The sequence below is a fragment of the Rahnella sp. PCH160 genome (assembly GCF_047784855.1).
In the GTDB taxonomy this organism is placed as follows: Bacteria; Pseudomonadota; Gammaproteobacteria; order Enterobacterales; family Enterobacteriaceae; genus Rahnella.
This window is the reverse complement of sequence record NZ_JBLOGT010000001.1, coordinates 3,753,719-3,780,435: the sequence shown is the minus strand read 5'-3', so window position 1 is coordinate 3,780,435 and position 26,717 is coordinate 3,753,719. Positions and strand designations below refer to the sequence as shown.

Annotated in this window: 24 protein-coding genes; 12 read left to right on the top strand and 12 right to left on the bottom strand. The window is 52.4% G+C overall.

Features of this window, described 5'->3' with window-relative positions:
- The first annotated feature begins 169 nt into the window (after positions 1 to 169).
- Entirely contained in the window at positions 170 to 1,357 is a 1,188-nt protein-coding gene (xylR, locus tag ACM5QY_RS17335; protein WP_416121954.1) for a D-xylose utilization transcriptional activator XylR, read from the top strand.
- 68 nt (positions 1,358 to 1,425) lie between these two features.
- On the opposite strand, the gene ACM5QY_RS17330 is transcribed toward xylR, so the two are convergent.
- The 7 genes from ACM5QY_RS17330 to ACM5QY_RS17300 all read right to left on the bottom strand — a co-directional run bounded on the left by ACM5QY_RS17330 (position 1,426) and on the right by ACM5QY_RS17300 (position 11,968).
- Positions 1,426 to 2,850, bottom strand: coding sequence for a CBM96 family carbohydrate-binding protein (locus ACM5QY_RS17330; protein WP_416121953.1), 1,425 nt, complete (start codon positions 2,848 to 2,850; stop codon positions 1,426 to 1,428).
- A gap of 364 nt (positions 2,851 to 3,214) precedes the next feature.
- Entirely contained in the window at positions 3,215 to 5,539 is a 2,325-nt protein-coding gene (yicI, locus tag ACM5QY_RS17325) for an alpha-xylosidase (RefSeq protein WP_416121952.1), read from the bottom strand.
- A gap of 36 nt (positions 5,540 to 5,575) precedes the next feature.
- Entirely contained in the window at positions 5,576 to 6,943 is a 1,368-nt protein-coding gene (locus tag ACM5QY_RS17320; protein WP_416121951.1) for a glycoside-pentoside-hexuronide family transporter, read from the bottom strand.
- Positions 6,944 to 7,125: 182 nt separating this feature from the next.
- Entirely contained in the window at positions 7,126 to 8,199 is a 1,074-nt protein-coding gene (locus tag ACM5QY_RS17315) for a sugar ABC transporter substrate-binding protein (protein WP_416121950.1), read from the bottom strand.
- A gap of 299 nt (positions 8,200 to 8,498) precedes the next feature.
- Positions 8,499 to 9,119: a glutathione S-transferase family protein gene (locus ACM5QY_RS17310; protein WP_104922259.1), complete on the bottom strand. Its 621-nt coding sequence runs from the start codon at positions 9,117 to 9,119 to the stop codon at positions 8,499 to 8,501.
- A 147-nt stretch (positions 9,120 to 9,266) separates the two neighbouring features.
- Positions 9,267 to 10,550, bottom strand: a complete 1,284-nt coding sequence (locus tag ACM5QY_RS17305; protein ID WP_416121949.1) for an MFS transporter — start codon at positions 10,548 to 10,550, stop codon at positions 9,267 to 9,269.
- The gene (locus tag ACM5QY_RS17300; protein WP_416121948.1) at positions 10,547 to 11,968 is read right to left on the bottom strand and encodes a M20 family metallopeptidase; all 1,422 of its coding nucleotides are present in this window, start codon (positions 11,966 to 11,968) and stop codon (positions 10,547 to 10,549) included. The genes ACM5QY_RS17305 and ACM5QY_RS17300 overlap by 4 nt, the downstream gene beginning before the upstream one ends.
- Before the next feature lie 156 nt (positions 11,969 to 12,124).
- Here ACM5QY_RS17300 and ACM5QY_RS17295 point away from each other — a divergent pair, with 156 nt between their 5' ends.
- A complete protein-coding gene (locus tag ACM5QY_RS17295) occupies positions 12,125 to 13,063 on the top strand; it encodes a LysR family transcriptional regulator (RefSeq protein WP_416121947.1) in 939 nt (312 codons plus the stop codon).
- 4 nt (positions 13,064 to 13,067) lie between these two features.
- On the opposite strand, the gene ACM5QY_RS17290 is transcribed toward ACM5QY_RS17295, so the two are convergent.
- A complete protein-coding gene (locus tag ACM5QY_RS17290) occupies positions 13,068 to 13,406 on the bottom strand; it encodes a GlpM family protein (protein ID WP_416121946.1) in 339 nt (112 codons plus the stop codon).
- Between the two features lie 299 nt (positions 13,407 to 13,705).
- Between ACM5QY_RS17290 and ACM5QY_RS17285 the strand changes: the two genes are divergently transcribed.
- Complete coding sequence (locus ACM5QY_RS17285; RefSeq protein WP_416121945.1) at positions 13,706 to 14,917, top strand: serine hydrolase; 1,212 nt, start codon at positions 13,706 to 13,708, stop codon at positions 14,915 to 14,917.
- Positions 14,918 to 15,008: 91 nt separating this feature from the next.
- Here ACM5QY_RS17285 and ybjG read toward each other — a convergent pair whose 3' ends face one another.
- Together ybjG and ACM5QY_RS17275 are read right to left on the bottom strand one after the other, a co-directional pair.
- A complete protein-coding gene (gene ybjG, locus ACM5QY_RS17280) occupies positions 15,009 to 15,614 on the bottom strand; it encodes an undecaprenyl-diphosphate phosphatase (protein ID WP_416121944.1) in 606 nt (201 codons plus the stop codon).
- Positions 15,615 to 15,923: 309 nt separating this feature from the next.
- Complete coding sequence (locus ACM5QY_RS17275; protein ID WP_416121943.1) at positions 15,924 to 16,658, bottom strand: class I SAM-dependent methyltransferase; 735 nt, start codon at positions 16,656 to 16,658, stop codon at positions 15,924 to 15,926.
- An 86-nt stretch (positions 16,659 to 16,744) separates the two neighbouring features.
- On the opposite strand from ACM5QY_RS17275, the gene ACM5QY_RS17270 reads away from it, so the two are divergent.
- The 4 genes from ACM5QY_RS17270 (at position 16,745) to ACM5QY_RS17255 (ending at position 19,640) form a co-directional block, all read left to right on the top strand.
- Positions 16,745 to 17,260, top strand: a complete 516-nt coding sequence (locus tag ACM5QY_RS17270; RefSeq protein WP_416121942.1) for a GNAT family N-acetyltransferase — start codon at positions 16,745 to 16,747, stop codon at positions 17,258 to 17,260.
- On the top strand, positions 17,253 to 17,540 hold the full coding sequence (locus tag ACM5QY_RS17265; RefSeq protein WP_152326950.1) for a hypothetical protein: 288 nt from the start codon (positions 17,253 to 17,255) through the stop codon (positions 17,538 to 17,540). The genes ACM5QY_RS17270 and ACM5QY_RS17265 overlap by 8 nt, the downstream gene beginning before the upstream one ends.
- Positions 17,541 to 17,994: 454 nt before the next feature.
- A complete protein-coding gene (ompC, locus tag ACM5QY_RS17260; protein ID WP_416122915.1) occupies positions 17,995 to 19,104 on the top strand; it encodes a porin OmpC in 1,110 nt (369 codons plus the stop codon).
- 176 nt (positions 19,105 to 19,280) lie between these two features.
- Complete coding sequence (locus tag ACM5QY_RS17255; protein WP_416121941.1) at positions 19,281 to 19,640, top strand: bleomycin resistance protein; 360 nt, start codon at positions 19,281 to 19,283, stop codon at positions 19,638 to 19,640.
- A 212-nt stretch (positions 19,641 to 19,852) separates the two neighbouring features.
- On the opposite strand, the gene ACM5QY_RS17250 is transcribed toward ACM5QY_RS17255, so the two are convergent.
- The gene (locus ACM5QY_RS17250; protein WP_416121940.1) at positions 19,853 to 21,535 is read right to left on the bottom strand and encodes an aspartate:alanine antiporter; all 1,683 of its coding nucleotides are present in this window, start codon (positions 21,533 to 21,535) and stop codon (positions 19,853 to 19,855) included.
- A gap of 328 nt (positions 21,536 to 21,863) precedes the next feature.
- Here ACM5QY_RS17250 and ybjM point away from each other — a divergent pair, with 328 nt between their 5' ends.
- Positions 21,864 to 22,238, top strand: coding sequence for an inner membrane protein YbjM (gene ybjM / locus ACM5QY_RS17245; protein ID WP_416121939.1), 375 nt, complete (start codon positions 21,864 to 21,866; stop codon positions 22,236 to 22,238).
- Between the two features lie 63 nt (positions 22,239 to 22,301).
- Here ybjM and ACM5QY_RS17240 read toward each other — a convergent pair whose 3' ends face one another.
- Positions 22,302 to 22,568 (bottom strand): GrxA family glutaredoxin, encoded by a 267-nt coding sequence (locus ACM5QY_RS17240; RefSeq protein WP_416121938.1) that lies wholly within the window; start codon positions 22,566 to 22,568, stop codon positions 22,302 to 22,304.
- Between the two features lie 285 nt (positions 22,569 to 22,853).
- Here ACM5QY_RS17240 and nfsA point away from each other — a divergent pair, with 285 nt between their 5' ends.
- From nfsA to potF, 4 genes are all read left to right on the top strand, one after another.
- On the top strand, positions 22,854 to 23,576 hold the full coding sequence (gene nfsA, locus ACM5QY_RS17235) for an oxygen-insensitive NADPH nitroreductase (RefSeq protein WP_416121937.1): 723 nt from the start codon (positions 22,854 to 22,856) through the stop codon (positions 23,574 to 23,576).
- Positions 23,577 to 23,594: 18 nt separating this feature from the next.
- Positions 23,595 to 24,497, top strand: a complete 903-nt coding sequence (rimK, locus tag ACM5QY_RS17230; RefSeq protein ID WP_416121936.1) for a 30S ribosomal protein S6--L-glutamate ligase — start codon at positions 23,595 to 23,597, stop codon at positions 24,495 to 24,497.
- 147 nt (positions 24,498 to 24,644) lie between these two features.
- Complete coding sequence (locus ACM5QY_RS17225) at positions 24,645 to 25,127, top strand: type III secretion system chaperone family protein (protein WP_104922240.1); 483 nt, start codon at positions 24,645 to 24,647, stop codon at positions 25,125 to 25,127.
- 425 nt (positions 25,128 to 25,552) lie between these two features.
- Positions 25,553 to 26,662 (top strand): spermidine/putrescine ABC transporter substrate-binding protein PotF, encoded by a 1,110-nt coding sequence (potF, locus tag ACM5QY_RS17220; RefSeq protein ID WP_416121935.1) that lies wholly within the window; start codon positions 25,553 to 25,555, stop codon positions 26,660 to 26,662.
- Positions 26,663 to 26,717: the final 55 nt, after the last annotated feature.

The window sequence follows — 26,717 nt, the reverse complement described above, 5'->3', positions numbered from 1 at the left end:
TTTACCGACACTCATCTGCAAAATTCTGAGGAACTTCACATATTGTGACGACGAACGCCACGGAGCACCGGCGTTGTGCTATTGACCTGCAGACCCACGAAATCCGCCCTGCACATGAGGAACAAATGAACAGGGCTTTAGCCTTTTTGATTATCGGTGAGAAACAGGCATGTTTGAAAAACGTTATCGGATCACGCTGTTATTTAACGCGAACAAAGTTTACGACCGTCAGGTGGTAGAAGGGGTTGGCGAATATTTACAGGCCTCACAGAGCGACTGGGATATCTTCATTGAAGAGGATTTTCGCTGCCGTATCGACAACATTAAAGACTGGCTCGGGGACGGCGTCATTGCGGACTTTGATGACCGTGAAATAGAAACCTTGCTTGAAGATCTCAATGTGCCGATTGTCGGTGTCGGCGGATCTTATCATCGGGAAGAAGATTATCCGCCGGTTCACTACATTGCGACCGATAACTACGCGCTGGTTGAAGCGGCGTTTATGCATCTGAAAGAAAAGGGCATCAACCGTTTTGCTTTCTACGGTTTGCCGGATGCGGGCGGAAAACGTTGGGCTCAGGAGCGCGAATTCGCTTTCCGGAAACTGGTGTCCGCTGAGCAGTATCAGGGCGTGGTGTATCAGGGAATGGAAACCGCACCAGAGAACTGGCAGCATGCGCAAAACCGGCTGGCGGACTGGATCCAAACGCTGCCGCAGCAAACCGGCATTATCGCCGTCACCGATGCCCGCGCCCGTCATTTATTGCAGGTTTGCGAGCACCTGAATATTCCCGTTCCTGAAAAACTCAGCGTCATTGGTATCGATAACGAGGAATTAACCCGCTATCTCTCCCGCGTGGCACTGTCATCTGTGGTGCAGGGCACGCGGCAGATGGGGTATCGCGCCGCAAAACTGTTGCACCAGTTGCTGGATCAGCGCGATCTGCCTTTGCAGCGCATTCTGGTTCCGCCGGTCAAAGTCGTCGAGCGGCGTTCAACGGACTTTCGTTCACTGCGCGATCCGGCCGTGATTCAGGCGATGCACTACATCCGCTATCACGCCTGCAAAGGCATCAAAGTTGAACAGGTTCTGGATGCGATTGGCATGTCCCGGTCTAACCTGGAGAAACGTTTTAAGGATGAAACCGGGCAAACGATTCACGGCGTGATTCATGAAGAAAAGCTCGACCGCGCCCGCAATCTGCTGGCGGCCACGTCAATTTCTATTAACGAGATTTCACAAATGTGCGGCTATCCGTCGCTGCAATATTTCTATTCGGTCTTCCGGAAAGGCTATGAAATGACGCCCAAAGAGTACCGCAGTATTCATGGCGAAAGCGTCTATCAGGAGAGTTAAGCGTAAAACGCCAGCAGCGAAAGCGCTAACGAAAAGTACCCTGCCCGGTGTCGGGCAGGGTAAACCGGTTAAGGTTCGACGACTTTCTGATAACCAATCAGCATCAGTGTCGGCGTTTTCCCGCTTTCTCTCGAATTTACAGTAATGGTGCGGCCATTACGTTCACCGCCAATATAATAAGCGACTTCGGTTTTACCGGCGGCCAGCGCTGCACGAACGGCTTTATCCACATCTACGTAACGGAATTGCTGGACGTTATCCATATAAATGCTGCCGTCAGCAGTGTATTTAAAGGCGGGTTTATTATTCCAGGTCACCGTATTTTCATCCCATGAACCCGCATCTGTTGGGTAGAAGAAAATAGAAACGGCGGCTTTATCTGTGGTATTGCCGTCGAAAACGCGAATTTTATATTTGAAACTCACGCCCGGATAATCATCAATATTGGTCGGTAAAGCAGGGATCTTAAATTTCATTAAAGCCAGGATCTGCTTATTCTGGTCACGACCCGGTGAGTTCCAGTTATCCTGCACCAGCAACGTTGGCACGGTGCCAAAGTTTGTATCGCTGTCTGTCTGGTTGCTGACATAAGTATCGGCTTCGACATCTGAATAGCTGTAAGGAATATTAGTGCCGCAATCCATTTTGTAGTTCATGCAGCGGTCTGCCATGAATTTCGTTGCGTCATCAGTCCACGCATTCATGAAATCGCCATGTGCGGTATAGATACTGCCCCACAATGGCGTCAGGTTGCCGTCGATGATTTTAGGGTCGAGGGATAATTTAATCTTGCTTACGTCGAGTGATTTGATTTGGGGTAATACGTAGGCGATGTTCATGTTGACTTTGGCCAGCTTGACCGGATGGTCCGCCGGGCACTGGCCGCTATTATTACTGTAGACCGCGTTATTCGTGCCTTTGGCTTTGAGGTTTTTACCATCCCAGCAGTCCGGGAACATCACGCCAATATTGAATTGCACGGCGTCGCCCGCCGCGCGCAGGCCACAAATCTGGTTGGCGGTATTGGTGTAGCCGTTACCGTTGGCGCAGAGGAAACTGACGTGCGGATTCGGGCCGGTGCCTCGGTGATCGCCCCCCAGCAACTGAAGCCCGTGTGGATAGGGGGTGATCGGATATTCCAGCACGTTGTTGGCCTGATAATAGTTTTTGATGTAAGTCGGGTTCACGATGGTGCCATCGGGCAGTTGCATCGTCGGCACCCAGTAAGCGGTGCTGTCGGCGGCATTATCGCAGGTGGTGCCTGAATGGAGCAGCAGACTGTCTGCCGTTGAGAAAGCGTCGGAAGAACGGTTGCCGACAAAATCATGGGACATCGCCATGCCGGGCATATTGGGCATCAAAATAGCGTCATCGGGTTTCATGTGGCTGAAATTACAATCCACGTTAATTTGCGCATCGGCCGCCAGCGCCGTAGCGGGCATCAGCGCAATGGCGCCGGTTAACAGGGCTAACGAACACAGGGTATATTTCATACGGAATATCCTTCAGATATTTAATAGGGAATGTCGTATTTTTGTGTGAGGTAATCGCTAATCACCACTCAATATTAAGTTGCTGTCCCGTTAATGAAATATTTCAGCGTCCTGTGGGGGATGGCAGAACAGTAAAATAAATTCAGGTGCGGAGAGGCCATTTAATATTTTTCATAAGCACTGATTATTATTTAATAAACGCTGTGACAGATACTAAAATTCGTATCAATAAATAGTTGTGAGTTATTTTATCGCAGTGGGCCGCAGGATGACTAAAGGGGGGGCAGGGAAAAAATAGGGAAAAAAAAGCCCCGGCGCTCATTGAACGCCGGGACTATGCAAAAATGATTTTTATAACGGTTTTTTATAAAGTAATGACGAACTGATGGCTGCCGTGTTCCGGCGTCACGCGTATCCCTTGCGCTGTCGCCGAGGTGGTCGACAGACTGCATTTCGATACGCTGTGAATATTGCGCAGGCACAGCGTCCAGCCAGTTGCTTTACCTTCCGTGGTCAGCGTCAGCGTATTACCGCTGCGATGGACGTTCAGCGTAAATACCACATTACCCTGCAGGTCGGTAATCTGGCTTTCGGCAATCGCACCATCGTCCAGTTCGAACAGGTGGAATTCCGGACGCTCGCTGTAATCGTAATCCGGTTTTTCACTGTTGCTGCCTGTCGCCAGTAACGTGTTCGGGCGGACATAGAGTGGCAGACTGTCGAAGCCATGCTGCTGACGGTGCCAGCGTGAACCTTCGGTCACCTCGTTGCTGAGCAGGTGCGTCCAGCGACCCTGTGGCAGATAGAAATCCACATCGCCTTGTTCACTGAAGACCGGTGCGACCAGCAGGTTATCGCCCAGCATGTACTGCCGGTCGAGATAATCGCAGGCCGGATCTTCCGGGAATTCGAGCATCATGGCGCGCATCACTGGCGTTCCGCTTTTGGCGGCTTGCGCAGACGCCGGATACAGATACGGCATCAGGCGGCATTTCAGCTGTGTGAACTGGCGCACCACGTCACAGGCTTCATCGTCATATACCCACGGTACACGGTAGGATTTGCTACCGTGCAGGCGGCTGTGGCTCGACAGCAGGCCGAAAGCGCACCAGCGTTTGTAGATATGCGCCGGTGCGGTGTTTTCGAAACCGCCGATGTCGTGGCTCCAGAATCCAAAGCCAGACAGCCCGATGGACAGACCGCCGCGCAGGCTTTCCGCCATTGATTCGTAAGTGGCGTAACAGTCGCCGCCCCAGTGCACCGGGAACTGTTGCGCGCCCACGGAGGCTGAACGGGCAAACAGTACGGCTTCGGACGCGCCGAGTTTCTCCTGCAACGTTTCGTACACCAGTTTGTTGTACACAAACGCGTAATGGTTGTGCATTTTCTGCGGGTCGCAGCCGTCGTGCCAGACCACGTCGGTCGGAATGCGTTCGCCGAAGTCCGTCTTGAAGCAATCCACGCCCATATCCACCAGCCGTTTCAGGTGTCCGGCGTACCATTCGCAGGCCTGCGGATTGGTGAAGTCAACAATGCCCATTCCGGCCTGCCATTTATCCCACTGCCATACACGGCCGTCAGGACGTTTCAGCAGATAGCCTTTTTCTTTGCCTTCGTGGAACAGCGGAGATTTCTGGCCAATGTAAGGGTTAATCCACACGCAGATTTTCAGCCCGCGTGCTTTCAGGCGTTGCAACATGCCCTGCGGATCCGGGAAGGTTTGCGGATCCCATTCAAAATCGCACCACTGGAACGCTTTCATCCAGAAGCAGTCGAAATGGAAAACGTGCAGCGGCAGATTGCGTTCGGCCATGCCGTCGATAAAGCTGTTGACCGTTGCTTCGTCGTAATTGGTGGTGAAAGACGTGGTCAGCCACAGGCCAAAAGACCAGGCAGGCGGCAGCGCAGGGCGGCCGGTCAGGCGCGTATAGCGGTCGAGCACTTTTTTCGGCGTCGGGCCATCAATGACGAAATACTCAAGGTATTCGCCTTCCACGCTGAACTGCACTTTAGAGACTTTCTCTGAACCGACTTCAAACGACACGCATTCCGGGTGATTAACCAGCACGCCGTAGCCGCGGTTCGTCAGATAGAACGGAATGTTTTTGTAGGATTGTTCGGTGCTGGTGCCGCCATCGCGATTCCAGGTATCAACAGTTTGTCCGTTTTTCACCAGCGCGGTGAAACGTTCTCCCAGCCCGTAAACCGTTTCGCCGACGCCCAGATCCAGCCGCTCCATCATGTAGGTTTTCAGCGTATTGCTGTCCTGCACGTAACCGTTGGATTTCGCCACGCTGCCGGTAATACGGTGGCCATCACGCAGGAAATCGAGCGTCCAGTTATCGCCTTTGGTCACACGGACGCTCAGTGAACCGCTGTGCAATGCCGCGAATTCAGCGTTGTCCTCAAAGCGCAGTTCCGGCGTGTCCGATTGTATTAACGGATAATGCGGGCCTTTGTCCGTTACGCCGTCAAAGTGGGTAATGCGCACGCCAATCACGCCGGTTTGCGGTGAGAAAAAGCGCAGCGTAAACAGCGGGGAATCGAGCTGACTGGCGCGTTCCGAGGCATCTTTCGGCGCCGCGTAAATCACCATTTCGTTTCCGGCGCGTTGTACTTCGAATACCTGCAAAGGGTGCGTGAGCACTAAACCTTCCTGGATCAACCAGTTGCCGTCACTGATTTTCATAATTTCGTCCTCTTTTAAACTTCATCTCAATCAAACTCATTTCATAAATTCTTGCTGATTGCGGCGGATGCCTTGTGCAACTTCATCAATGATGCGGCGCAGCAGCGGGGTACGCAGAATGTAATAACGTTTACAGATGATGGCGCTCAGCAGATAGCACGCGGCGGGAACCAGCGTGAACAGCGAAACAATGCTGGTCAGCGTGGCGGCGTTCTGGGTGGCTGCGCCGGACTGATACCCTGAACCGGCCAGCATCCAGCCGATCATTGCGCCCGCCAGCGCCAGACCGAGTTTGAGAACAAATAATGTGCCTGCGAAGCTGATACCGGTCAGGCGTTTGCCGTCGTTCCATTCGCCGTAATCGACGGTGTCCGACATCATGACCCACTGAATAGGTGTCACCAGCTGATGCAGCACGCCGATAACAAAGATGAAGATAAACATGGTGACGCTGCCGTGAACCGGCAGGAAGAACATCGCAACGCTGAGCACGGCCAGAATAGCGTTGGTCCACCAGAACACACTGACTTTACATTTCCAGTCGGTGAGCGGTTTGGCGAGTGCACTGCCAAACAGGTTGCCGACGGAATACACGCCGAGGAACCAGGCGAACAGCACCGGATTGCCCAGAATGTAAGTAACGTAATACATCATGGCACCGCCGCGCACGGCCACCGCCATGATGTTGAGGATGGTCAGCAGGCCCACAATGCGCCACTGGTCGTTATGCCAGATGTCGCGCAAATCCTCGCGCATGGTGCCGGTCGGTTTACCCGGATCGACGCGTTCTTTGGTGGTGGCAAAGCAGATTGCCAGCATAACTGCCGCGACAATCGCCAGAACGGCAATCCCGCCCTGATAGCCCACCGCCTGATTTTCACCGCCAATCAGTTTAACCAGCGGCATCATCAGCACGGTACTCAGCATGCCGCCTGCCGTCGCCAGAACGAAGCGGTAAGATTGCAGCGAAATACGTTGTGTCGGGTTGGAGGTGATCACGCCGCCGAGTGCGCAATACGGAATGTTGACCACGGTATACATCAGCGTTAGCAATGTGTAAGTGATGGCGGCGTAGATCATTTTGCCGGTCATGCTCAGTTCAGGCGTGGTGTAAGTAAAGACGCACACTATGCCGAAAGGGATCGCGCCGAACAGCACGTAAGGGCGGAATTTTCCCCAGCGCGTGCGCGTGCGGTCAGCCAGCAATCCCATGCAGGGGTCAGAGACAGCGTCGAGTGCGCGGGCCAGCAGGAACATGGTGCCGACGTAACCGGCGGGGATGCCGAAAATGTCGGTGTAGAAAAACATCATGTACAGCATGACGTTATCGAAAATAATATGACTGGCGGCATCGCCTAATCCATATCCAATCTTTTCCTTGACCGAAAGGATTTCTGTACTCATTGCTTCAATGTCCATATGAAAAGGGAGAGTACAGGTTTTAACGGTTGTAAGGGCTTGCGGCTATTGAGATTTTTACTTCTGAAATTATGTTTCTTTATTTCTGTGATCGCAGGGGGCAAACGGGGGAATGTTGAGCAGAAAAGTGGATAAATAACCTCCCGTCTCCGGGAGGTCTGAAACGATTACTTTTTGTATTTTGCTTCCAGCGTGGCAAACCATGGCGCGGTAAAATCTTCTGATTTACCCCAGCCCGGAATGATTTTGCTCAGGCCACTGACATTCAGGCCTTCCGGCTGGCTGAGCAGCAGGGATTGCGGAATAGTCTGCGCCGGGAATTCATAGCTTTGTGGTGTTTTTTCACCGGCAATTTTCAGCGCCACAATGCGCAGGTTTACCGCGCCGATCAGCTGCGTATCCACCGCCGCGGTGAACAGCCACGGGCTGCCTTTCTCGCGCATCAGTTGCAGATCCTGATTCGAAGCATCGATGCTGTAGAGTTTAATTTCGGTACGGTTATTCTCTTTCAGCGCCTTGTAAGCCCCCTGACTGAAGGCATCCCATGAGCCCCAGATCGCATCAATCTGTCCTTTCGGATACTTCGCCAGAATCGCCCCGACTTTGTTGGCCGTATCACCCTGAACGTCTGAAGACACCGCGCCGATAGACTCAAGCTGATGAATGCCCGGGTTTTCTTTCAGGATGGCTTCGTAGGTTTTCTGGCGGCGTTCCATTGGCGGGAAACCGGCCACCCACAGTTTGATGATGTTGGCTTTACCGTTGAAATCTTTCACCAACTGACCGACGGAGGCTTTCGCCAGAGACGCGTCGTCCTGACGGGTAACGGTGACGCCCGGAATGGTGTCAGGCACTTCGGTATCAAAGGCAGAAACCGCGATGCCAGCGGCGGCAATACGTTTTGCCAGCGCTTCAGAGTAAGGGCCGCGCCCCTGTGACAGGATAATCCCGTCGTATTTCTGGCTGATGGCCTGATTCACGAAGTCCTGAAACTTGGCGTCGTCGCCATTACTCAGGAACGTGTCGACTTTAAAGCCCAGTGCATGGCCCTGTTTGATGGCACCGGCCAGAAACTGCGTGGTGTTATCGTCGGAACCGAGGTTACGGATAACGGCAATACGCACCGGGCCGCTGTGTTGTGCAATCGCAGCCGGAACAGGTGCCAGTTGGGCATCAGCGGCAAACGCTGGCAGGGCAGAGAACAGGCTCAGAGCCAGCAGGGATGCGGATATTTTTTTCATTATTTAACAACTCCGTCGTCGGGTGCGATGTGTGTTTCACAGGTGTTTTTGGCATAAAAATTCGGAACAAAAAAGAACGGACCAAATTGAGGATGTTTGGAAGTCCGTCTGTCTGGACGTCCATTGTGAGGAGGGAGTTTACCGGTATGTTAACAAGGAAGGAATGCCTTGTTGTTAGTATATTTCAGGCAGGCGTTATTCCTGTTAGTTATAGACTGAAGGTGTCGCCGGGGCAGTGACAGCCGGAAAATGAAAAAAGGCGTGTCGTTGCGGGCACGCCTTTTGTGTTTAAAACGTTGCTAGGTCAGCGGGATCATCACGCGTTTCTGGAAATCCGGGCGCTGCGTGATTTGTTTATACCAGCGCTCCACATTCGGATGAGCCTGACGTTCAATATTCAATCCGTACCAGGCGTAGGCATAGATCGCCAGCGGGATATCCCCGAGCCCGAAATGATTGCCTGACAACCATTCCTGCTTCGCCAGCACCTTGTCGACAATCGTCCAGTGTTTTTCAAATGCCGCCATGCCGGTAGCCACCAGATTCATATCACGCTCCGGTTCGGGAACACGAACCAGCGTCAGAAACACCTGACGGAAAGGAATGGTCAGACTGTTTGCGGTCCAGTCCAGCCATTTATCCGCGCTGGCGCGTGCCCGCAGATCCGAAGGCCAGAACGCCTCATTCCCTGCGCGTTCGGCGAGGTAACGCAAAATGGCATTCGATTCCCACAAGACAAAATCATCGTCCTGTATGCAGGGCACCAGCCCGTTCGGATTCAGTGACAGATAAAGCGGCTCATGGTTTTTGCCAAAAGCGCCCCCGGCGTTAATTTGCTGAAAAGGCAGTTTCAGTTCATCCAGCAACCACAGCACTTTTTTCACGTTAGTTGAGTTATCGCGGCCCCACAGGGTGATCATTCAGAACTCCTCGCCGTAAAAGGGTAAATAAACAGAACGTTAGCCAGCACAATGGCAATGACTATAGGGCAGGTGAAGGGGTTTTGCGAAAGGTTAAGCGTAACACTCAGCGACAGATCTTCTGCCGCTGAGTGAGATGACGAAAAATCAGCGCTGAGTTTTCTGCGCTTTAAACAGTGCCCAGACGCTGAGCAGGGCGACCATCATCAGGTAATAACCCGGTGCCAGGCTGCTGCCGGTGGCGGAAATCAGCAGGGTACAGATGAACGGCGCAAAGCCGCCGAACACCGTGACCGCCACGTTGTAACTGATTGCCATACCGCTGGCGCGGGTGGTGATCGGGAACAGATCCGCCATCATCGACGGCACGGTTGAGAAATACACCGATTTCAGCAACGCCAGCCAGCTTATCAGCAGCAGTAATGACAGCGCCGAGGTGTATTGCAGCATCAGCCAGAACGCCGGATAAATGGTCAGCAACAGCAGGATGAGCGATCCCCACATCAGCGGCAGACGCCCGATTTTCTCCGCCCACAGCCCCATAATCGGCGTGACAACGGTCAGGATAATCCCCGCTGATAACGTCGCGCTAAAGCCCGCAGATGCCGGCAGATGCAGCGTTTTGGTGGCGTAAGTCGGCACGTAGTTCAGCATATAGTTGATGGCGGTGGAAACCACCATCAGGCCGATGGCCGTGAAGAACAGGCCTTTCTGCGAACGCACAATTTCTTTCAGCGGCGACGCGGTTTTCTCGGCGTTACTGAAGCTTTCCGATTCTTTGATATGGCGGCGGATATACAGACCGACCGGGCCAATCAGCAGACCGAAAATAAACGGAATGCGCCATCCCCAGTCCTGCAACTGCGTTTCACTCAGAAGGGCAGACAAACCCAGGCCGAATGCCGACGCCAGCAAGGTGCTCGCGCCTTGCGTGGCGAACTGCCAGCTGGCGATAAACGCTTTGCGTTCAGGAAAATGCTCAACCAGAAACGCCGTGGAACTGCCGAACTCACCGCCCGCCGAAAAGCCCTGAATCAGTCGTGCTACCAGGATCAGCAGCGGTGCCGCCATGCCGAGTGTGGCGTAGGACGGCGTAATCACAATGAGTAAACCGCCAATCATCATCAGGCTGATGGACATCAGCAGCGACGCTTTGCGCCCGTGTTTGTCGGCATAGGCACCGAGAACGATTGCGCCGAGCGGACGGATCAGGAATGAAACGCCGAAGCTGCCGAACGCCAGCAACAGCGAGACGGTCGGGTCGGAGGTCGGGAAATACGCATGGGCAATGTAGCTGGCGAAAAAGCCGTAAATCGCGATATCAAACCATTCCAGCGCGTTGCCGATGCAGGTTGCGAAAAGGGTTTTCATCAGGTTCGGTTTTTCTGCCGTGTTGCTGACAGATGAGGAACGGGCGTTTAACGGGCTCATTGCGCACCTCCGGTATGAGCGTGGTGGCGGGCAAGCACAGCCGTGCCGTTCTCGCCGAGATCCCACAGCAGATGGGTCATGATCGCCAGCCCTTCGCGGGCGACAGAAATCAGCATGTGTTCATTTACGCCGTGCTGGCCGCAGGCCGGATAGGAGTGCGGCACCCATAACGTTGGCAAACCGAGAATATCGGCGAAGACCTCGTTAGGCAGAGAACCACCGAGATTCGGCAGCAATGCAGGTTTCTTACCGGTCGTTTCTTGCATGATATTCAGCGCCCAGTCCACCAGAGGGTCGGTCGGGTCGAAGCGGGTGGCCGGGGAGCCACGCATAAATTCCACCTCAACCTGCGGGAAACCCTGAGCATCGAGGTGCGCACGGACGTGCTCTGCCAGATGTTGCCAGTCGGTACCGACGACAAAACGCAGCTGACACACCGCCGTCGCCGAGCCGGGAATGGCGTTCATCGGACGTTGCGGATTGCCGGACAGGAACGACAGCACTTCCAGCGTATTCCACGCATAAAGACGTTCGGTGGGCGTGAGGCCCTCTTCGCCCCACAACGGGTCAATCGTCGGATCGTTTTTGCCGCCGCCGACGTCCACATCGCTGAGAATTTCACGTATAGCGTCACTGACCGCAGGCGGTTTCAGCGCAGAAACCTGCAACTGGCCGTGCTGATTCACCAGACAGGCCAGCGCGTTTGCCAGTTGCGTCCCCGGATTGGTCAGCAGACCGCCCCAGTTTCCGGAGTGATAGGCGTTGTCGCGGGCATTGATGGTCAGCCGGAAATTCACCGCACCGCGTGAGCCGAGGAACAGCGTCGGGCGCACGGCGCTCAGGCGCGGGCCGTCGGAGGCGAGGAAAATATCGGCACTGAGCTGTTTCTGATATTCCCGGCAAAGTTCGGCGAGCCCCGGAGAGCTGATTTCTTCACCCATTTCGAACAGCAGTTTGCAGTTAAAACCGAGGCTTCCACCGCGGGCTTTGTAGATTTGCTCCAGCGCGGCAATATTCACGCTGTGCTGGCCTTTGTTGTCCGCGCTGCCGCGTCCGTACCAGCGGTCACCGTCTTCTTTGAGTGCCCACGGTGATAAGTCGCTGCGCCAGTTTTCATCGTCGCCGAACACCACGTCGCCGTGGCCGTAACTCAGAATGGTGGGTAACGCCTCGTCTTCAATGCGGGTTGCGATCAAAAAAGGACGGTTGGCGGCGAACGTATTCTCGACGCTTAGCAGGCTGAAACCCATTGCTGCCAGTGCCGGTTTAATCTCTTCATCGAGATATCGCGCCAGTTCGGCGTCCCGCTGATGACTCTGGCTTTCGGTGGCAATCGCCACCCTGCGCGCCAGCGTGCGCTGATATTCACCCTGATCGAACCAGGCTAACGCCTGTTCAACGATATTTTCCGCTGTCATGAGGAACCTGCTTTTGTTGTGTTTGTGATTTTATTGTTGGTTTTTTTAGCAGTTTCACTCTAAGCGCTGTGTCAGCGTTGCCACAATAATAATAATTGCAAGTTAGCGTTGCTTTTATTGTAATGCTCATCTGCACAGTGATGAGGCAATACGGTCATGCAAAGTACGGAGATTCGCTATTTTCTGGCGGTGGTCAATACCGGCTCACTGAGCGCGGCAAGCAAGCAATTATTTGTGGCGGTGTCGGCCATCAGCCGCCAGATCCAGCGTCTGGAAGAACGCATCGGCGCGCCGCTGTTTGAACGCCACGCGAGGGGGATGGTGCTTAACGATGCGGGGCAGATTCTGGAAAACCATGTGCGTAAAAGCATGATGGAAATGGAACACGCTGTGGCGGAAATTCAGGGACTCAACGCCGTGAGGAGAACGGTGATCCGCATGGCCTGTACCGACGGCCTGGCGTTCGATTTGCTGCCGCAACTGTTCTCGCAGTTTCGGCTGATTAATCCGGGCGTGTTGTTTTATCTGAACGTCGGCACGGCGGTGGACGTGTCGGAAATGATCCACAAGGGCGAAGTGGAACTGGCGTTGCAATTCAGTCTCGCGGCGGAGCGCGGCGTGGATATCATGGCGTCTTTCCCCGCGCCGGTGCGCATGGTGATGCGGCCGGATCACCCGCTGGCCGGTCAGAACATTTTGCTGACAGATTTGCATCCTTATCCGCTGGCGATGAACGAGCAGGGGAGCACCATCCGGCAGTTGTTTGATTTGTCGTGCCGGATGAGCGGGATTTTTCTCGAGCCAGCGGTGAGTTGTAACCGTTTTTCGACGCTTTACGATTTTATGGTGCAAACGCCTGGGGCGATTGTGGCGTGCAGCCATTTTTCCATTATGTATAAAGCGCGGCGCGACAACCTGCGGGTCAAACCGGTGAATATTGAGCAACTGAGCCAGCGGACGTTGCAACTGCAATCACCGGCCGGTAAACGGCGTTCCGCAGCACTCAGTCAGTTTATCGATTTTATCCGCGACGAACTGGTGCGGGAAAACGACGCCTTTATCCGTGATTTCGGTTTGAATACTGCCCTGATATGAAAACTCAGGCGTGAAAACGTGTCCAGAGGACGATCAGCAGCCACGCCGCCAGCGACCAGCAAACGACGGCACAGATCAGGGCGGAAGGCAGTTTCATCGAACCGATGAAAAAATAGAGTGAAATCAGATACACCATATACGGGATCACTGCCCATAAACCGAAGATGATCGTGCTTCGCAGCGCTTCGATGGTGCGTTCTGTGCCCACAATATAGTGAGCAATTAAAGCAAATGTAGGAAACAGCGGAACCAGCCCGGCAATATAATAATTTCGCGTTTTGGAAAGTACCCCGATCAGAATCACTACCAGCGCACCAATTAACGCCTTAATTACCAGTCCCATTTTTTCCCCTGCGGCTCGTTCATCGCCGTTGCGATTAAACCGTTTATTGTTATAGATATTTTGTATGTATTCGAACCACAAACTGAAGCACATGAATGAATTGGTCAAGTGTTGACTGCTGTTTTTATCGCCAGTCGGATTTGCGCAAGCAGTGGAAAACTCTACTATTCTTAAGATCTTTACACTATTTAGGTTTATTCCGGCTCCAGAACGCAGTAGGTTTTATCCCAGACAGAGTTGTACAATCTGTTTGAAAGATAAGATAAATTTCAGTTACCCGGACAAAAGCGCTGATACCTATGACAATTTCTTCCCAATTCAAACGGACTTTCATTTACGCGCTGGGCGGTGGAGTAATGCTGCTGGCGCTTCCTGCCGCTCAGGCGGACAACGGCCCCGTCGCACCGCAGGTTAATGCCAAATCCTGGGTGCTTATGGATTTCAACAGCGGGAAGATCCTGACTGAATCGAATCCCGATGCGCGCCTTGACCCGGCCAGCCTGAGTAAAATCATGGTCAGCTATGTGGTCGGACAGGCAATTAAATCCGGCAAAATTAAATCCGACGATCTGGTTTCTGTCGGCAACGATGCCTGGGCAACCGGCAATCCGGTACTGCGCGGCTCTTCCCTGATGTTCCTCAAACCCGGTGATCGCGTGCCGGTTTCAGAACTGAATAAAGGGATTGTGATCCAGTCGGGTAACGACGCCAGTATTGCGCTGGCCGATTATGTGGCGGGCAGTCAGGATTCCTTCGTGAATCTGATGAACCGTTACGGCGAACAGCTAAAACTGCAAAATACGCATTTCAAAACCGTTCACGGGCTGGATGCGGACGGGCAGTACACGTCCGCAACGGACATGGCGCTGCTGTCGCAGGCGCTGATCCGCGATACGCCGGATGAATACGCGCTGCATAAAGAGAAAGAATTCACCTTCAACCACATCAAACAGATTAACCGTAACCGCTTGCTGTGGAGTACGAATCTGAATGTGGATGGCATCAAAACGGGCTTCACTTCCGGCGCGGGTTATAACCTGGTGTCTTCCGCCAGTGACTCCACCGGTATGCGCCTGATTGCTGTGGTGATGGGCGCGCCGAGCGACCGCATTCGTTTCAGCGAAAGTGAAAGCCTGCTGACCTGGGGCTTCCGTTTCTTTGAAACGCTGACACCCATTAAAGCCGGTGATGCTTTCACCAGCCAGCGTGTCTGGTTTGGTGATGAGAAAATGGTTCCGCTGGGTGTTGCTGAAAACGCATCGATTACCATGCCGAAAGGCCAGCTGAAAAACCTCAAAGCCAGCTTCACACTGACCACTAAGCAGCTTGAAGCCCCGCTGGCGAAAAATCAGGTGGTGGGAACCGTGGACTTCAGTCTTGACGGTAAAGTCATCGAACAGCGCCCTCTGGTGGCGTTGCAGGAAGTAAAAGAAGCGGGCTTTTTCGGGCGTATCTGGGATTTCGTGATGATGAAAATCAGCGGCCTGTTTGGCAGCATTTTCGGCAAGTAATTGCGGTATAACGTTTGAAATTTGACATAAAAAAAGCGAGGCATGCATGCGCATGAGTCTCGCTTTTTTATGCCCGTAACTGACACGAAAATCAGTTCTGCACCCAGCCTTTCTTAATCGGGAAGGCGAATCCGAAACGGTACACTTTGCACATCATCGCGTTAATCTGCTCACCGAACAGATTCCACAGCAGTTGCGCGAACAGGCAACCCAACATCCCGACCAGTAATCCGCCCAGCATATCCATCGGCCAGTGAATGCCCAGATAAATACGTGACCACGCGATGGCGATGGCCGTCACCATCAGCAGCGCGCCCGACCAGATACGGTGCCAGAACAGGAATGATAACGCGAAAGTGAAAATCGCCGTGCCATGGTCGCTCGGGAAAGACTCGTCCGCTGCGTGATGCAGGAAGTTATAGCCGAAACCTTCGACGAAAGGGCGTGCGTGCGGAAAAAGCATCGAGAGGGTTTTGGCCGTCGTCATTGCAAAAAGCAGCGCAATAGTGGTTTTGCTGACCAGCTCGCGTTGCTGACTGATTTGTTCACGCTGACCCCAAAGCCAGAGCCCGACAATCAGAAGCGGGACGATGATAATCAGGTCATTGGCCAGAAAAGTCGCCAGACTGATCAGCGCGTGCGGCGAATCGGGCGTCGCGTTGATCCACAAAAACACCAGATGATTCAGTTGCTCCATAAAACTACCCTCGTATTTATAGGCCAAATAGATAAGCCAATCAGACAGGCCAAAATAGCCATCAAAAAATTAAAATCCGCTAACCCACTGACAGCAGGTAAAAAACCGGAAGCCACGTTAGTTTGTGCTGCCAGCGAGGTAAAGGGGGTATCGTCTGAATATCCGCACCCGTTGAACGGCGGTATAGTTTCGCGATGAAATAGAGTGTAAACAGAAGAACTTAAGGAAGCCTTAAGCAGGCGGGAGGACGAGCCTCCCGGCAAAATTGCCTGACTGAAAAAATGAAAGAAATGATGTCTGAGAAGATGATTAGCGAGGTTTTTGGACGGACATCATAAACAGCATTGGCCGTTCGGCTTCTTCGGCCAGCGCAGGTTGCGCAGCGATTTGTTCCGCCGATGGGCCCCACTCATTGAGTTCCCGGATAACAAAACCCGCATCAATAAGCAGACGAATATACGTTCCCAACGTGCGGTGCCGCTTGACCACGCCTTCGGCAAACCAGTTTGTGATACGGTTGCCTTCATGCTGATAGCCCTCGACCGGCCAGGTTTTTTGCCCGCTTTCATTGATCAGCCACGCCGGGCAGGCAGGTGCGGTATAGATCGGGTGTTCTGCGGAAAACACCAAACTGCCGCCAGGTTTCAGCGCGTGAAACACAGTACGCAGCAGTGCGGGCAGGGCTTCAATGTAGTGAAGCGTAAGTGAGCTGTAGGCCAGATCGAACGCGGCTTGCGGCAGCGTCAGGCTTTCCAGATCCTGATGCGTATAATGGATGGCGCTGTCGGTGGTCATCGAACGTGCTTTTTCCAGCATTTTCTCTGAAACATCGAGCCCCAAAACCTCCGCAGCTCCGGCGTCGCGTGCAGCACGGCAAAACCAGCCGTAGCCACAACCCAGATCAATGATGCGGGCACTGAGAATGTCAGGCAGCATCGCTTTGAGCGCAGGCCATTCTGGCGCACCGTCCAGCCCGAACTGCGAGCGGCCAAGTTGCGCATAGCCTTCAAAAAAGGCCGGATCGTCGTAAATATTTTGCGTCATATGCATGACTCCTATAAAAATAATCCTAATTGCCAATCCCATTTGGCCTGAACAGTGTAGTAAAAATCAGACAGGAGAGCAGCAAAATGGATATCCGGCAGGCGACACGGGCCGATCAACGCGAACTGCAACAGCTGGGCCGCGAGACCTATCGCCACTATTTTGGTGACTTGTGGCAAAATACTGACGAGCTGGAACAGTTTCTGGCCGACGATTTCAGTAATGAAGAAATGGAAAGTACGCTAGAGAGCCCGGATCACTGCTGGCTGGTGTTACAGGAACAGGGCGAAGCGGTCGGGTTTGCCAAAGTGCATTTCAATCAGCCTCTTGAGGGCGCGGAAGGACGCGGGGCGAAGTTGTGCAAGCTGTATTTCAAACCGCAAAACCGGGCGCGCGGGCTGGGCGCGATGTTATTTGATGCCGTGGAAACCGCCGCCCGTGAACACGAACAACCGTGCTTGTGGCTGACGGTTTTGCAAAGTAACCTTCCGGCAATCGGATTTTATCAGCGTCAGCGCATGCATCAGGTCGCTGAGACGGCCTATGTGACAGCGACGCAAACCACGCCATTGTGGATCATGAAAAAGGATATCAATGATTAAATTACGTCTTGGCGGTCTGTTTATCACGCTCGAAGCCGGGGAAGATATTCCCTATGCGCCGGAGTTTTGTGAACATTACACCTACCTTATTCATCCGGCGGAAGACGGTTTTGAAATATTGCGCTATGACGCATATTCCGGCTGGCATAAACGGCCTGATCAGATATTTGAAGACGGCCATCAGGCGTTTGTATTTGCGTATCAGGCGTATGAAAAAGAGTGGAATCAGACTGACGGACGTTTAGGCGGTAAGGATCAGCGCCTCGAACGAATTATGTAAATTTCCGCACGGAATTAATGTTTAAAAAGCCACCGCTCTGGTGGTTTTTTATTAACCTGAAAGTGAATTTTTTCGGTTAAATATACAAAACCTTACACAGAATATCTTTAATCTGACGGTGGATTTTGTCTGCTGACGCCGCCGGAAGAGAATATTATCACTTCTATTTTGAATAGTTTCTGCAATTTACTATAATTTCAATCCTGTATTATTGTCATATAATTAACTGTTTTAAAGCAAAATTCTGACAATCGCTGCGTGGCGTTTATATAAACGTTTTCCAAACGAAACTTATTTCAAATATTTACAGGTTGCAACCAAAGTTCTCATCGTTTAATTTTACGCACGTCAATTCCGGGCCATAAGAAGGGAAGTTATAACTTCACGGTAACCGGATAATAACACTTGCCGGATGGCATTTTAGACGGCTTATAAATAATCAAGGATATTGATGATGAAATTACGCGTACTTTCTCTGGTCATTCCCGCTCTGATGATGGCTGGCACCGCCGGCGCTGCTGAAATCTATAACAAAGACGGCAATAAACTCGATCTGTTCGGTAAAGTCGACGGTCTGCATTATTTCTCCAACGATGACAGCACTGATGGCGACCAGTCCTATATGCGTCTGGGCTTCCGTGGTGAAACACAGATTAATAACGAACTGACCGGTTACGGCGAGTGGGAATATCAGGCTGCCCTGAATTCTGCAGAAAGCGCTGATAACAATAACTTCACCCGCGTAGGTTTTGCAGGTCTGAAATTTGGCCAGTGGGGTTCACTGGACTACGGCCGCAACTACGGCGTGATGTATGACGTCGCAGCCTGGACTGACGTTCTGCCTGAATTCGGCGGCGATACGTACGGCGCGGACAACTTCATGTTCCAGCGTGCCAACGGCGTGCTGACTTACCGTAACAAAGACTTCTTCTGCGCGGTTGAAGGCCTGGATGTCGCGGTTCAGTATCAGGGCAAAAACGGCAGCGCAACTGAATCCAACAACGGTCGCGATGTATTAGCGCAGAACGGCGACGGTTACGGCATGTCCCTGTCTTATGACCTGGGCGAAGGCTTCAGCGCGGCAGCAGCCATGATGGCATCTGACCGTACCAACGAGCAGAACGGCCGCAACAACCCGGCAATCATTGGTAACGGCGACAAAGCTACCGCGTACAGCGGCGGGCTGAAATACGACGCGAATAACATCTACCTGGCAGCGATGTACACCCAAAGCTACAACGCAAACCGCTTCGGTAAAGCAGGCAGCACCGCTTACGGTTATGCCGATAAAGCGCAAAACTTCGAAGCCGTGGCACAGTACCAGTTCGACTTCGGTCTGCGTCCGTCTGTTGCCTACGTGCAGTCTCACGCACGTAATGTTCCGGGTTACAGCAACCAGAATCTGACCAAATACGTTGATATCGGCGCGTCTTACTTCTTCAACAAAAACATGCTGACCTACGTGGATTACAAGATTAACCTGATGGATGACACCCGCCTGACCCGCGATGCTGGCATCAATACCGACGACGTTGTGGCCGTTGGCCTGGTTTATCAGTTCTGATAAACCGACGCTGCCCTGAAAGTTGAGGGCATCTGCGTCTCTCGTGTCTGAATCTCCCGCTGCAAGGCGGGAGATTATCTTTTTCACCCAATCTTATTTCCCGCACTTTCCCCTGTCTTTTCGTTCAGGCATTATTCCGGCACGTGAAGTTCGTATCCGACGACTGAGAGCCGCCCATGACTGATCACGCCACACCTAATCTTCCCTCCCGGGATTTCGCAGAGACTCAACGCTTTTACGGCAGTTTCGGCTTTTCCACCGGCTATATCGACGACAGCTGGCTCATCATGAGCCGGGGCGGTATCACGCTGGAGTTTTTCCTGCACGTGGATCTCGATCCGCTCACCAGCTGGTTCAGCTGTTGTCTGCGCGTTGATGATGTGGACGCCATTTTTGATGGATTTATTGCCGCCGGAATAGGGCAAGACAGAACAACGCGCCCGTGCGTTCATCTGCCAGAAATACAGCCGTGGGGATTAAAAATGGGCGCGCTGATTGATATCGACGGAACGTTGTTACGGGTGATTGAGAATTAGAGGTAAGAATTCTTTATATTCCAGAAAAGAAAAAACCCGACAATCTTGAACCTAAAAAGGCGGGATTGACGGGCTCTCCAAATTTGGGGACTTCAAAGAAAAGCAGTGGCACTAATTAAGACTTCGCTCAACTTTAAAAGTTCGCTCAATGTGGCAAAAATATAAAAAAATTATTGATTTTTATTTGCCACATTAGTGATCAACAACTTACGTCATGTACCCGGCCAGATGATGACGATCAGTGTCCCCGCGAGTGTCAGTAATACGTTAGCAATTGCGTAGGTTCCTGCATAACCCAGTGCCGGAATGTTGCTGCGGGCAGTATCGCTGATGATTTCCATAGCAGGTGCACAGGTACGTGCGCCCATGATGGCACCGAACAATAATGCCCGGTTCATGCGCAAAACGTAGGCACCGAAGATGAAGCAAATCACCACCGGAACCAGGCTGACGATCAGGCCGGACAGCAACATTTGTCCGCCGACGGCGCCAAGCCCGTTGTTGATCCCCGCACCCGCGCTGAGGCCAACGCCTGCCATAAAGACCATCAACCCGAACTCCTTCACCATATTCAGCGCACCCTGCGGGATGTAGCCGAAAGTAGGGTGGTTGGCGCGCAGGAAGCCGAGCATGATACCGGCGAACAGCAGGCCCGCGGCATTACCGATTCCGAAGCTGAAACTTTTGAACTGGAAGGTGATCAGCCCGATCATCAGGCCGACAATGAAGAAGGCGCAGAAGGCGAGTAAATCGGTGAGCTGGCTGTGAACGGAGATAAAGCCGATGCGCTCTGCCACGCTTTTCACGCGGCGTGCGTCACCGCTGACCTGCAACACATCGCCTTTGTTGAGCACGATGCTGTCGTCGATAGGCATTTCAATCTGGCTGCGGATCACGCGGTTAAGGAAGCAACCCTGATCGGTCAGATTAAGCTGGCTCAGACGTTTGCCGACGGCGTGATTGTTTTTCACCACCACTTCTTCCGTCACGATGCGCATATCGAGCAGGTCGCGGTCGAAAACTTCTTTCCCGTTACGGAAACTCGGATCGAGGCGTGAGTGCGCATCCGGATAACCGACCAGCGAGATTTCATCGCCGACCTGCAATACGGCATCGCCGTCCGGCGTCGCCAGAATTCCATTGCGGCGGATACGTTCGATATAACACCCCGTCTGGCGATAAATGCCCAGTTCACGCAGGTTTTTGCCATCCGCCCAGGCGACCAGTTCCTGCCCGACGCGGTAGGCGCGGATCACCGGAAGATAGACTTTTCGCTTGCTGTCCGTGTCCAGACCGCGTTCGCGGGCAATTTGCTGCGCGCTGGTCGGCAGATCCTGATGTTGCAGTTTTGGCAAATAACGCGCGCCAAAGATCAGGCTGACCAGCCCGATAAGATAGGTCAGCGCGTAGCCGAGGCTAAGGTTGTCCAGCGCGGGGCTGAGCGTATTACTGCCCGCGAGGGTATTGCGCAGCGTATCGCCCGCGCCCACCAGAACCGGCGTGGATGTCATGGAACCGGCGAGCATACCGGCGGTGAGACCGATGTCCCAACCAAAGACCTTGCCCAGCCCGAGCGCAAGAAGCATTGCGCTGCCGACCATCACCAGCGCCAGCATCAGATAGTTTTTGCCATCGCGGAAGAAAATTGAAAAAAAGTTGGGTCCGGCTTCGACGCCCACACAAAAAATAAACAGCATAAAACCGAGGTTGAGCGCTTCTGTATTAATGCTGAAATGTTGCTGGCCTAAAAGCAGCGAAACCACTAATACGCCAATAGAATTTCCGAGCTGAACGGAACCCAGGCGAATTTTCCCCAGGCACAAACCCAGAGCCAAAACCACAAATAATAACAGGATGTAATTCCCGTTTAACAAACTAGCGACGTTTATGTTCACAAGGATAACTTATTGTTTACCAACAAATTCTTGATATGGGAGAATGTAAAGGATAAATTCAGATCCAGAAAATTCCTACTTTTAAAAACACCCTTTGTTTCTCAAACACTGAAACAGGAAAGCAGGTTTCGGGCGTCATTTTAGTCACAGAACGTCTGTTCAGCCAGAGAAAAGCCCGTATAAATCAACTGAACGCTTTTTTTGTGTTTCGCAGGATTGCGGAACGCGTCAGGGAAGTGAGCCGGCAAGGCTCTGTCAGGTAAAAATGACCGCATTACTTGCAGTGCATATGGCCTGTAAATCTCGCCAACTTTAAGGAGGAAGTCAGATGGCATTTTTGCGAAAGTTAATAGCTCCGCTATTTTGTTGCATTATGTTTGTCATAATTTTTATTTCGTTAAAAAATAGCTGGATAGTTGTTAGAGATATAACGCCCGGCCCGGAATACGGGCTGTTGTTATTTTTATTGCCGGGTCTGCTGACCGGGCTGTTTTATCGCGATTCACCCATATTTTCATCTCTGGTTGGCGCGCTGATTTCTGTACCAGTCTGTACTGCGCTGCGCATGGTTTTTTATCCCCGCGTGCGTCCGCTGGTGCAGGAATTGGCTTATGCGACCAGTGCGATTTTCTGGTGTGTGTTGGGCGCAATGCTGATACAGCTGCTATTTACTGCCTATAAACAATTTAAACAGCACCGGTGAACCTGTTCCGATGCCATAAAAAAAGGCGCTCAGTGAGCGCCTTTTTGCTGCGTTCAGAACCCCTTAGTTGCTGAACAGAGCCAGATGTTCTTTGGCATAGGCTTCAAAATCAGTGAAGCCGCCAACATGTTTCTGATCGAGGAAAATCTGAGGAACAGTTTCAACCGGTTTACCCACGGTTTTTTCCAGGTCAGCTTTAGAGATGCCTTCCGCGTGGATATCGATGTAGCGGAAATTGAAATCATCACGTTCTTCAGTCAGTTTTTCAGCCAACTCTTTTGCTCGAACACAATAAGGACAGCCAGGACGCCCGAAAATTACTGCAAACATGGAGACTCCTTTGTTAATGCCAGCGAGATAAATGAAAAGGGAGTGACGATTTTTGTTATGCACATCACCTTTTTGATGTCGTTACTATGCCTGTTGCAAACCATAAAAAAAAGCAGGAATTACCTGTCGGTCTGATACCTTCTGCCTATCCAAATGAAGAATCAGGCCTTTTTGAGCCCTGCACATTGTTACAGCATTTAATGTCACAAGCCTTGCAAACAGGGCGCACAGCATGAATGATTGCAGCCTCAGTTTCCGCCTTTTCATCCGATCAGGAATTTTTAAATGACGCCGACTATCGATCTTCTGCGCTCACACCGTTCTATCCGTTCTTTTACCGGCCAGCCGGTATCCGACGAACAGCGTGAGGCGATCATTGCTGCCGCGCAATCAGCCTCGACTTCCAGCTTTTTACAGTGTTCATCGATTATCCGCGTCACCGATCCGGTGTTGCGAGAAAAATTAGTGCAGTACACCGGCGGCCAGCAATATGTGGCCAGTGCCGCAGAATTTTGGGTGTTTTGTGCCGATTTCAACCGCAACTTGCAGATTAATCCGCAAGCAGAACTGGGGCTGGCGGAACAATTGCTGCTCGGCTGTGTGGATACTGCGCTGATGGCGCAAAATGCCATGACCGCCGCGGAATCGCTCGGGCTGGGCGGCGTGTTTATCGGCGGGATCCGTAATCAGGTTGAAGACGTTATCTCGCTGCTGAAATTACCGAAATTCGTGATGCCGTTGTTCGGTTTTTGTATCGGCACTCCCGCGCAGGATCATCAGGTCAAGCCGCGTATGCCGCAATCCATGCTGGTCCACGAAAACAGTTATCAGCCGCTGGATAAAGCACTGCTGGCGGAGTACGACGAAGAACTCAGCGCCTATTATCTGCAACGCGACAGCAATGCCCGCCGCGATACCTGGAGTGCACTGATTATCCGTACCCTGAAAAAGGAACAGCGTCCGTTTATGCTGGACGCATTACATAAACAAGGCTGGGCAACACGCTAATCGGCGATGGAGTGTCGGATGAAGATTGCAATTCTTTCCCGTGACGGGTCTTTGTATTCGTGTAAACGGCTGCGGGAAGCAGCAGAAGCCCGCGGGCATGAGATCGACATTATCGATCCCCTGTCCTGTTACATGAATATCAATCCGGCCGCACCGAGCGTGCATTATCGCGGGCGTCAGCTGGATAAATATGATGCCGTGATCCCGCGCATCGGTTCCGCCATTACGTTTTATGGCACTGCCGTGCTGCGTCAGTTTGAAATGCTGGGGAGTTTTCCTCTCAATGAATCTGTGGCGATTACCCGTGCGCGCGATAAGTTGCGTTCGATGCAGATTCTGGCGCGCGAAGGCATCGATTTGCCGATCACGGGTTTTGCCAATGCGCCGGACGACACGTCAGATTTGATTGCACTGGTCGGCGGCGCGCCGCTGGTGGTAAAACTGGTTGAAGGCACGCAGGGCATCGGCGTGGTGCTGGCTGAAACCCGTCAGGCGGCGGAAAGCGTGATTGACGCGTTTCGCGGGCTGAATGCGCATATTCTGGTTCAGGAATATATCCGCGAAGCCGAAGGCCGGGATATCCGTTGCCTGGTGGTCGGGAAACGTGTGGTGGCGGCCATTGAACGTCAGGCCAAACCGGGCGATTTTCGTTCCAATCTTCATCGCGGCGGAACCGCGACCAATGTCAAAATTACGTCGGAAGAGAAAGAGATTGCCGTGAAAGCGGCGCTGACGCTGGGGCTGGACGTTGCCGGGGTGGATATTTTGCGCGCGCACCGTGGCCCGCTGGTGATGGAAGTCAACGCATCGCCGGGGCTGGAAGGCATCGAAACCACGACTCGCCTGGATATTGCGGGCATGATGATTGATTACATCGCGCAGCGGGCGAAGCCGGGATTCCGGCTGAAATCTGGCGGTTAAATCTTAATTACCGGCGCTAATGTGCATCAAACGGCCTTTGATCGTAGCGCTGACCGGCAATATTCCGTAAGCTATGACCCCCTTCGTAACGCTGCGGGTGTTGCGAGAGCTGGTTATTCTCGTCGTTTTGAACTTATGAGGCATTCTATGGATTCGCTCATCGTCCCTGATTTGGCGCTGCTGCGGCGCTGGCTGGATCAGCTGGGCATTTCTTTTTTCGAGTGTGATTCCTGTCAGGCTCTTCATTTGCCGCATATGCAGAATTTTGATGGCATTTTTGATGCCAAACTCGATATCGTGGATAACGTGATTTTGTTCTCCGCGCTGGCCGAAGTAAAACCAACGGCTCTGATCCCGCTGGTGGCTGATTTGAGCTCGATTAACGCCAGCTCGCTGACCATCAAGGCCTTTGTCGATATTCAGGATGACAACCTGCCGAAGCTGATTGTCTGCCAGTCGCTGACTATCGCCGTGGGTGTCACCGAAGAGCAATTTGCCTTCTTCCTGCAACAGGCCGAAGAGCAGATGTCGATGATTATTCTTGAAGCCCACGCCAATGACCTGCTGTTCCTTGGCGATGATGAAGAAGGCTCACCGGCCATTTCCGTGAACCTGCCTTTGTTGCATTAAACGCCATTCGTTATTGCTTTCCCTCTGAAGATCCTTTCCTGCGAGCCGTGTTTATTGCGGCTCCGCTGCCTTTATTCGCTTTCGCCATAAGTTATGCTGCGTTTGTGCCTGTGTTGCCAGATATTTCACTTTGTTAAAAGCCAAAATGCCAGACGGTATAGACTAAATTTGCATAAATAATCGATAAACGCCGGTTTTGTCTCAGGAGGCTGGTACACGGGGGTTGCAGGCGCTATGCTTCTGACTCTGCACCCAGCGTGATTACGTCGTAAAACCAAACGGTTAATTCGCAGGCAGCGTATGCGTCAGCGTTGAATGCCTATGCAACTTTCATGGGTCACCGTTGGCATTAGTGTGAAAGGTTTTGTATCAGTCTGAGTGATACAAATTCAATTTATATTCCCCTGTCTTGGAGGTAGTAACGGATGTTCACCCTGCGTAAAAAGTGGTTATCGGGTGTTGTCGCCGGTCTGGTTATGGCCGCGTCCGTCACAGCGTCTGCGGAAGAGAAAACGCTGCATATCTATAACTGGTCCGATTATATCGCGCCAAATACCGTGCCAGATTTCCAGAAGGAAACCGGCATTAAAGTGGTTTACGACGTGTTTGATTCCAACGAAGTGCTGGAAGGCAAACTGATGGCAGGGAGCACCGGTTTCGATCTGGTTGTGCCTTCGGCCAGTTTCCTTGAGCGCCAGTTGTCCGCAGGCGTTTTCCAGCCGCTGGATAAAAGCAAACTGCCAAACTACAAAAACCTCGATCCTGATTTGCTCAAAATGGTGGCGCAGCATGATCCGGGCAATAAATACGCGATCCCGTATCTCTGGGCGACCACCGGCATTGGCTATAACGTCGATAAAGTCAAAGCGGTGCTGGGTAAAGATGCGCCGGTAGACAGCTGGGATCTGGTGCTCAAACCTGAAAACCTGGAGAAACTGAAAAGCTGCGGCGTTTCATTCCTCGACGCGCCAGCTGAAATTTACGCCACCGTGCTGAATTATCTGCATCTGGATCCGAACAGCACCAAAGCGTCGGATTACACCGGTGCGGCGAACGATTTGCTGCTGAAACTGCGTCCGAATATTCGTTATTTTCACTCTTCCCAGTACATCAATGATCTGGCCAACGGCGACATCTGTGTGGCTATCGGTTGGGCGGGTGATGTGATGCAGGCGTCTAACCGCGCGAAAGAAGCGAAAAACGGCGTGAACGTGGCGTACAGCATTCCGAAAGAGGGCGCGCTGGCGTTCTTTGACGTGTTCGCCATTCCGGCCGATGCGAAAAATCTCGACGAAGCGTACCAGTTCCTGAACTACCTGATGGAACCGAAAGTGATCGCGCAAATCAGTAACACCGTTTACTACGCGAGCGGCAACAAAGCGGCCACGCCTCTGGTGAATGAAAATGTGCGCAATAACCCGGGCATCTATCCACCGGCGGATGTGCAGGCCAAACTCTTCAGCCTGAAAGTTCAGGATCCGAAGATTGACCGTGTGATCACCCGTTCGTGGACCAAAGTAAAAACGGGTAAGTAAATACTCTTCATCCTTCAGGCCGCCTCTGCGTTGGCTGCGTGAACGCGCCCCGGTC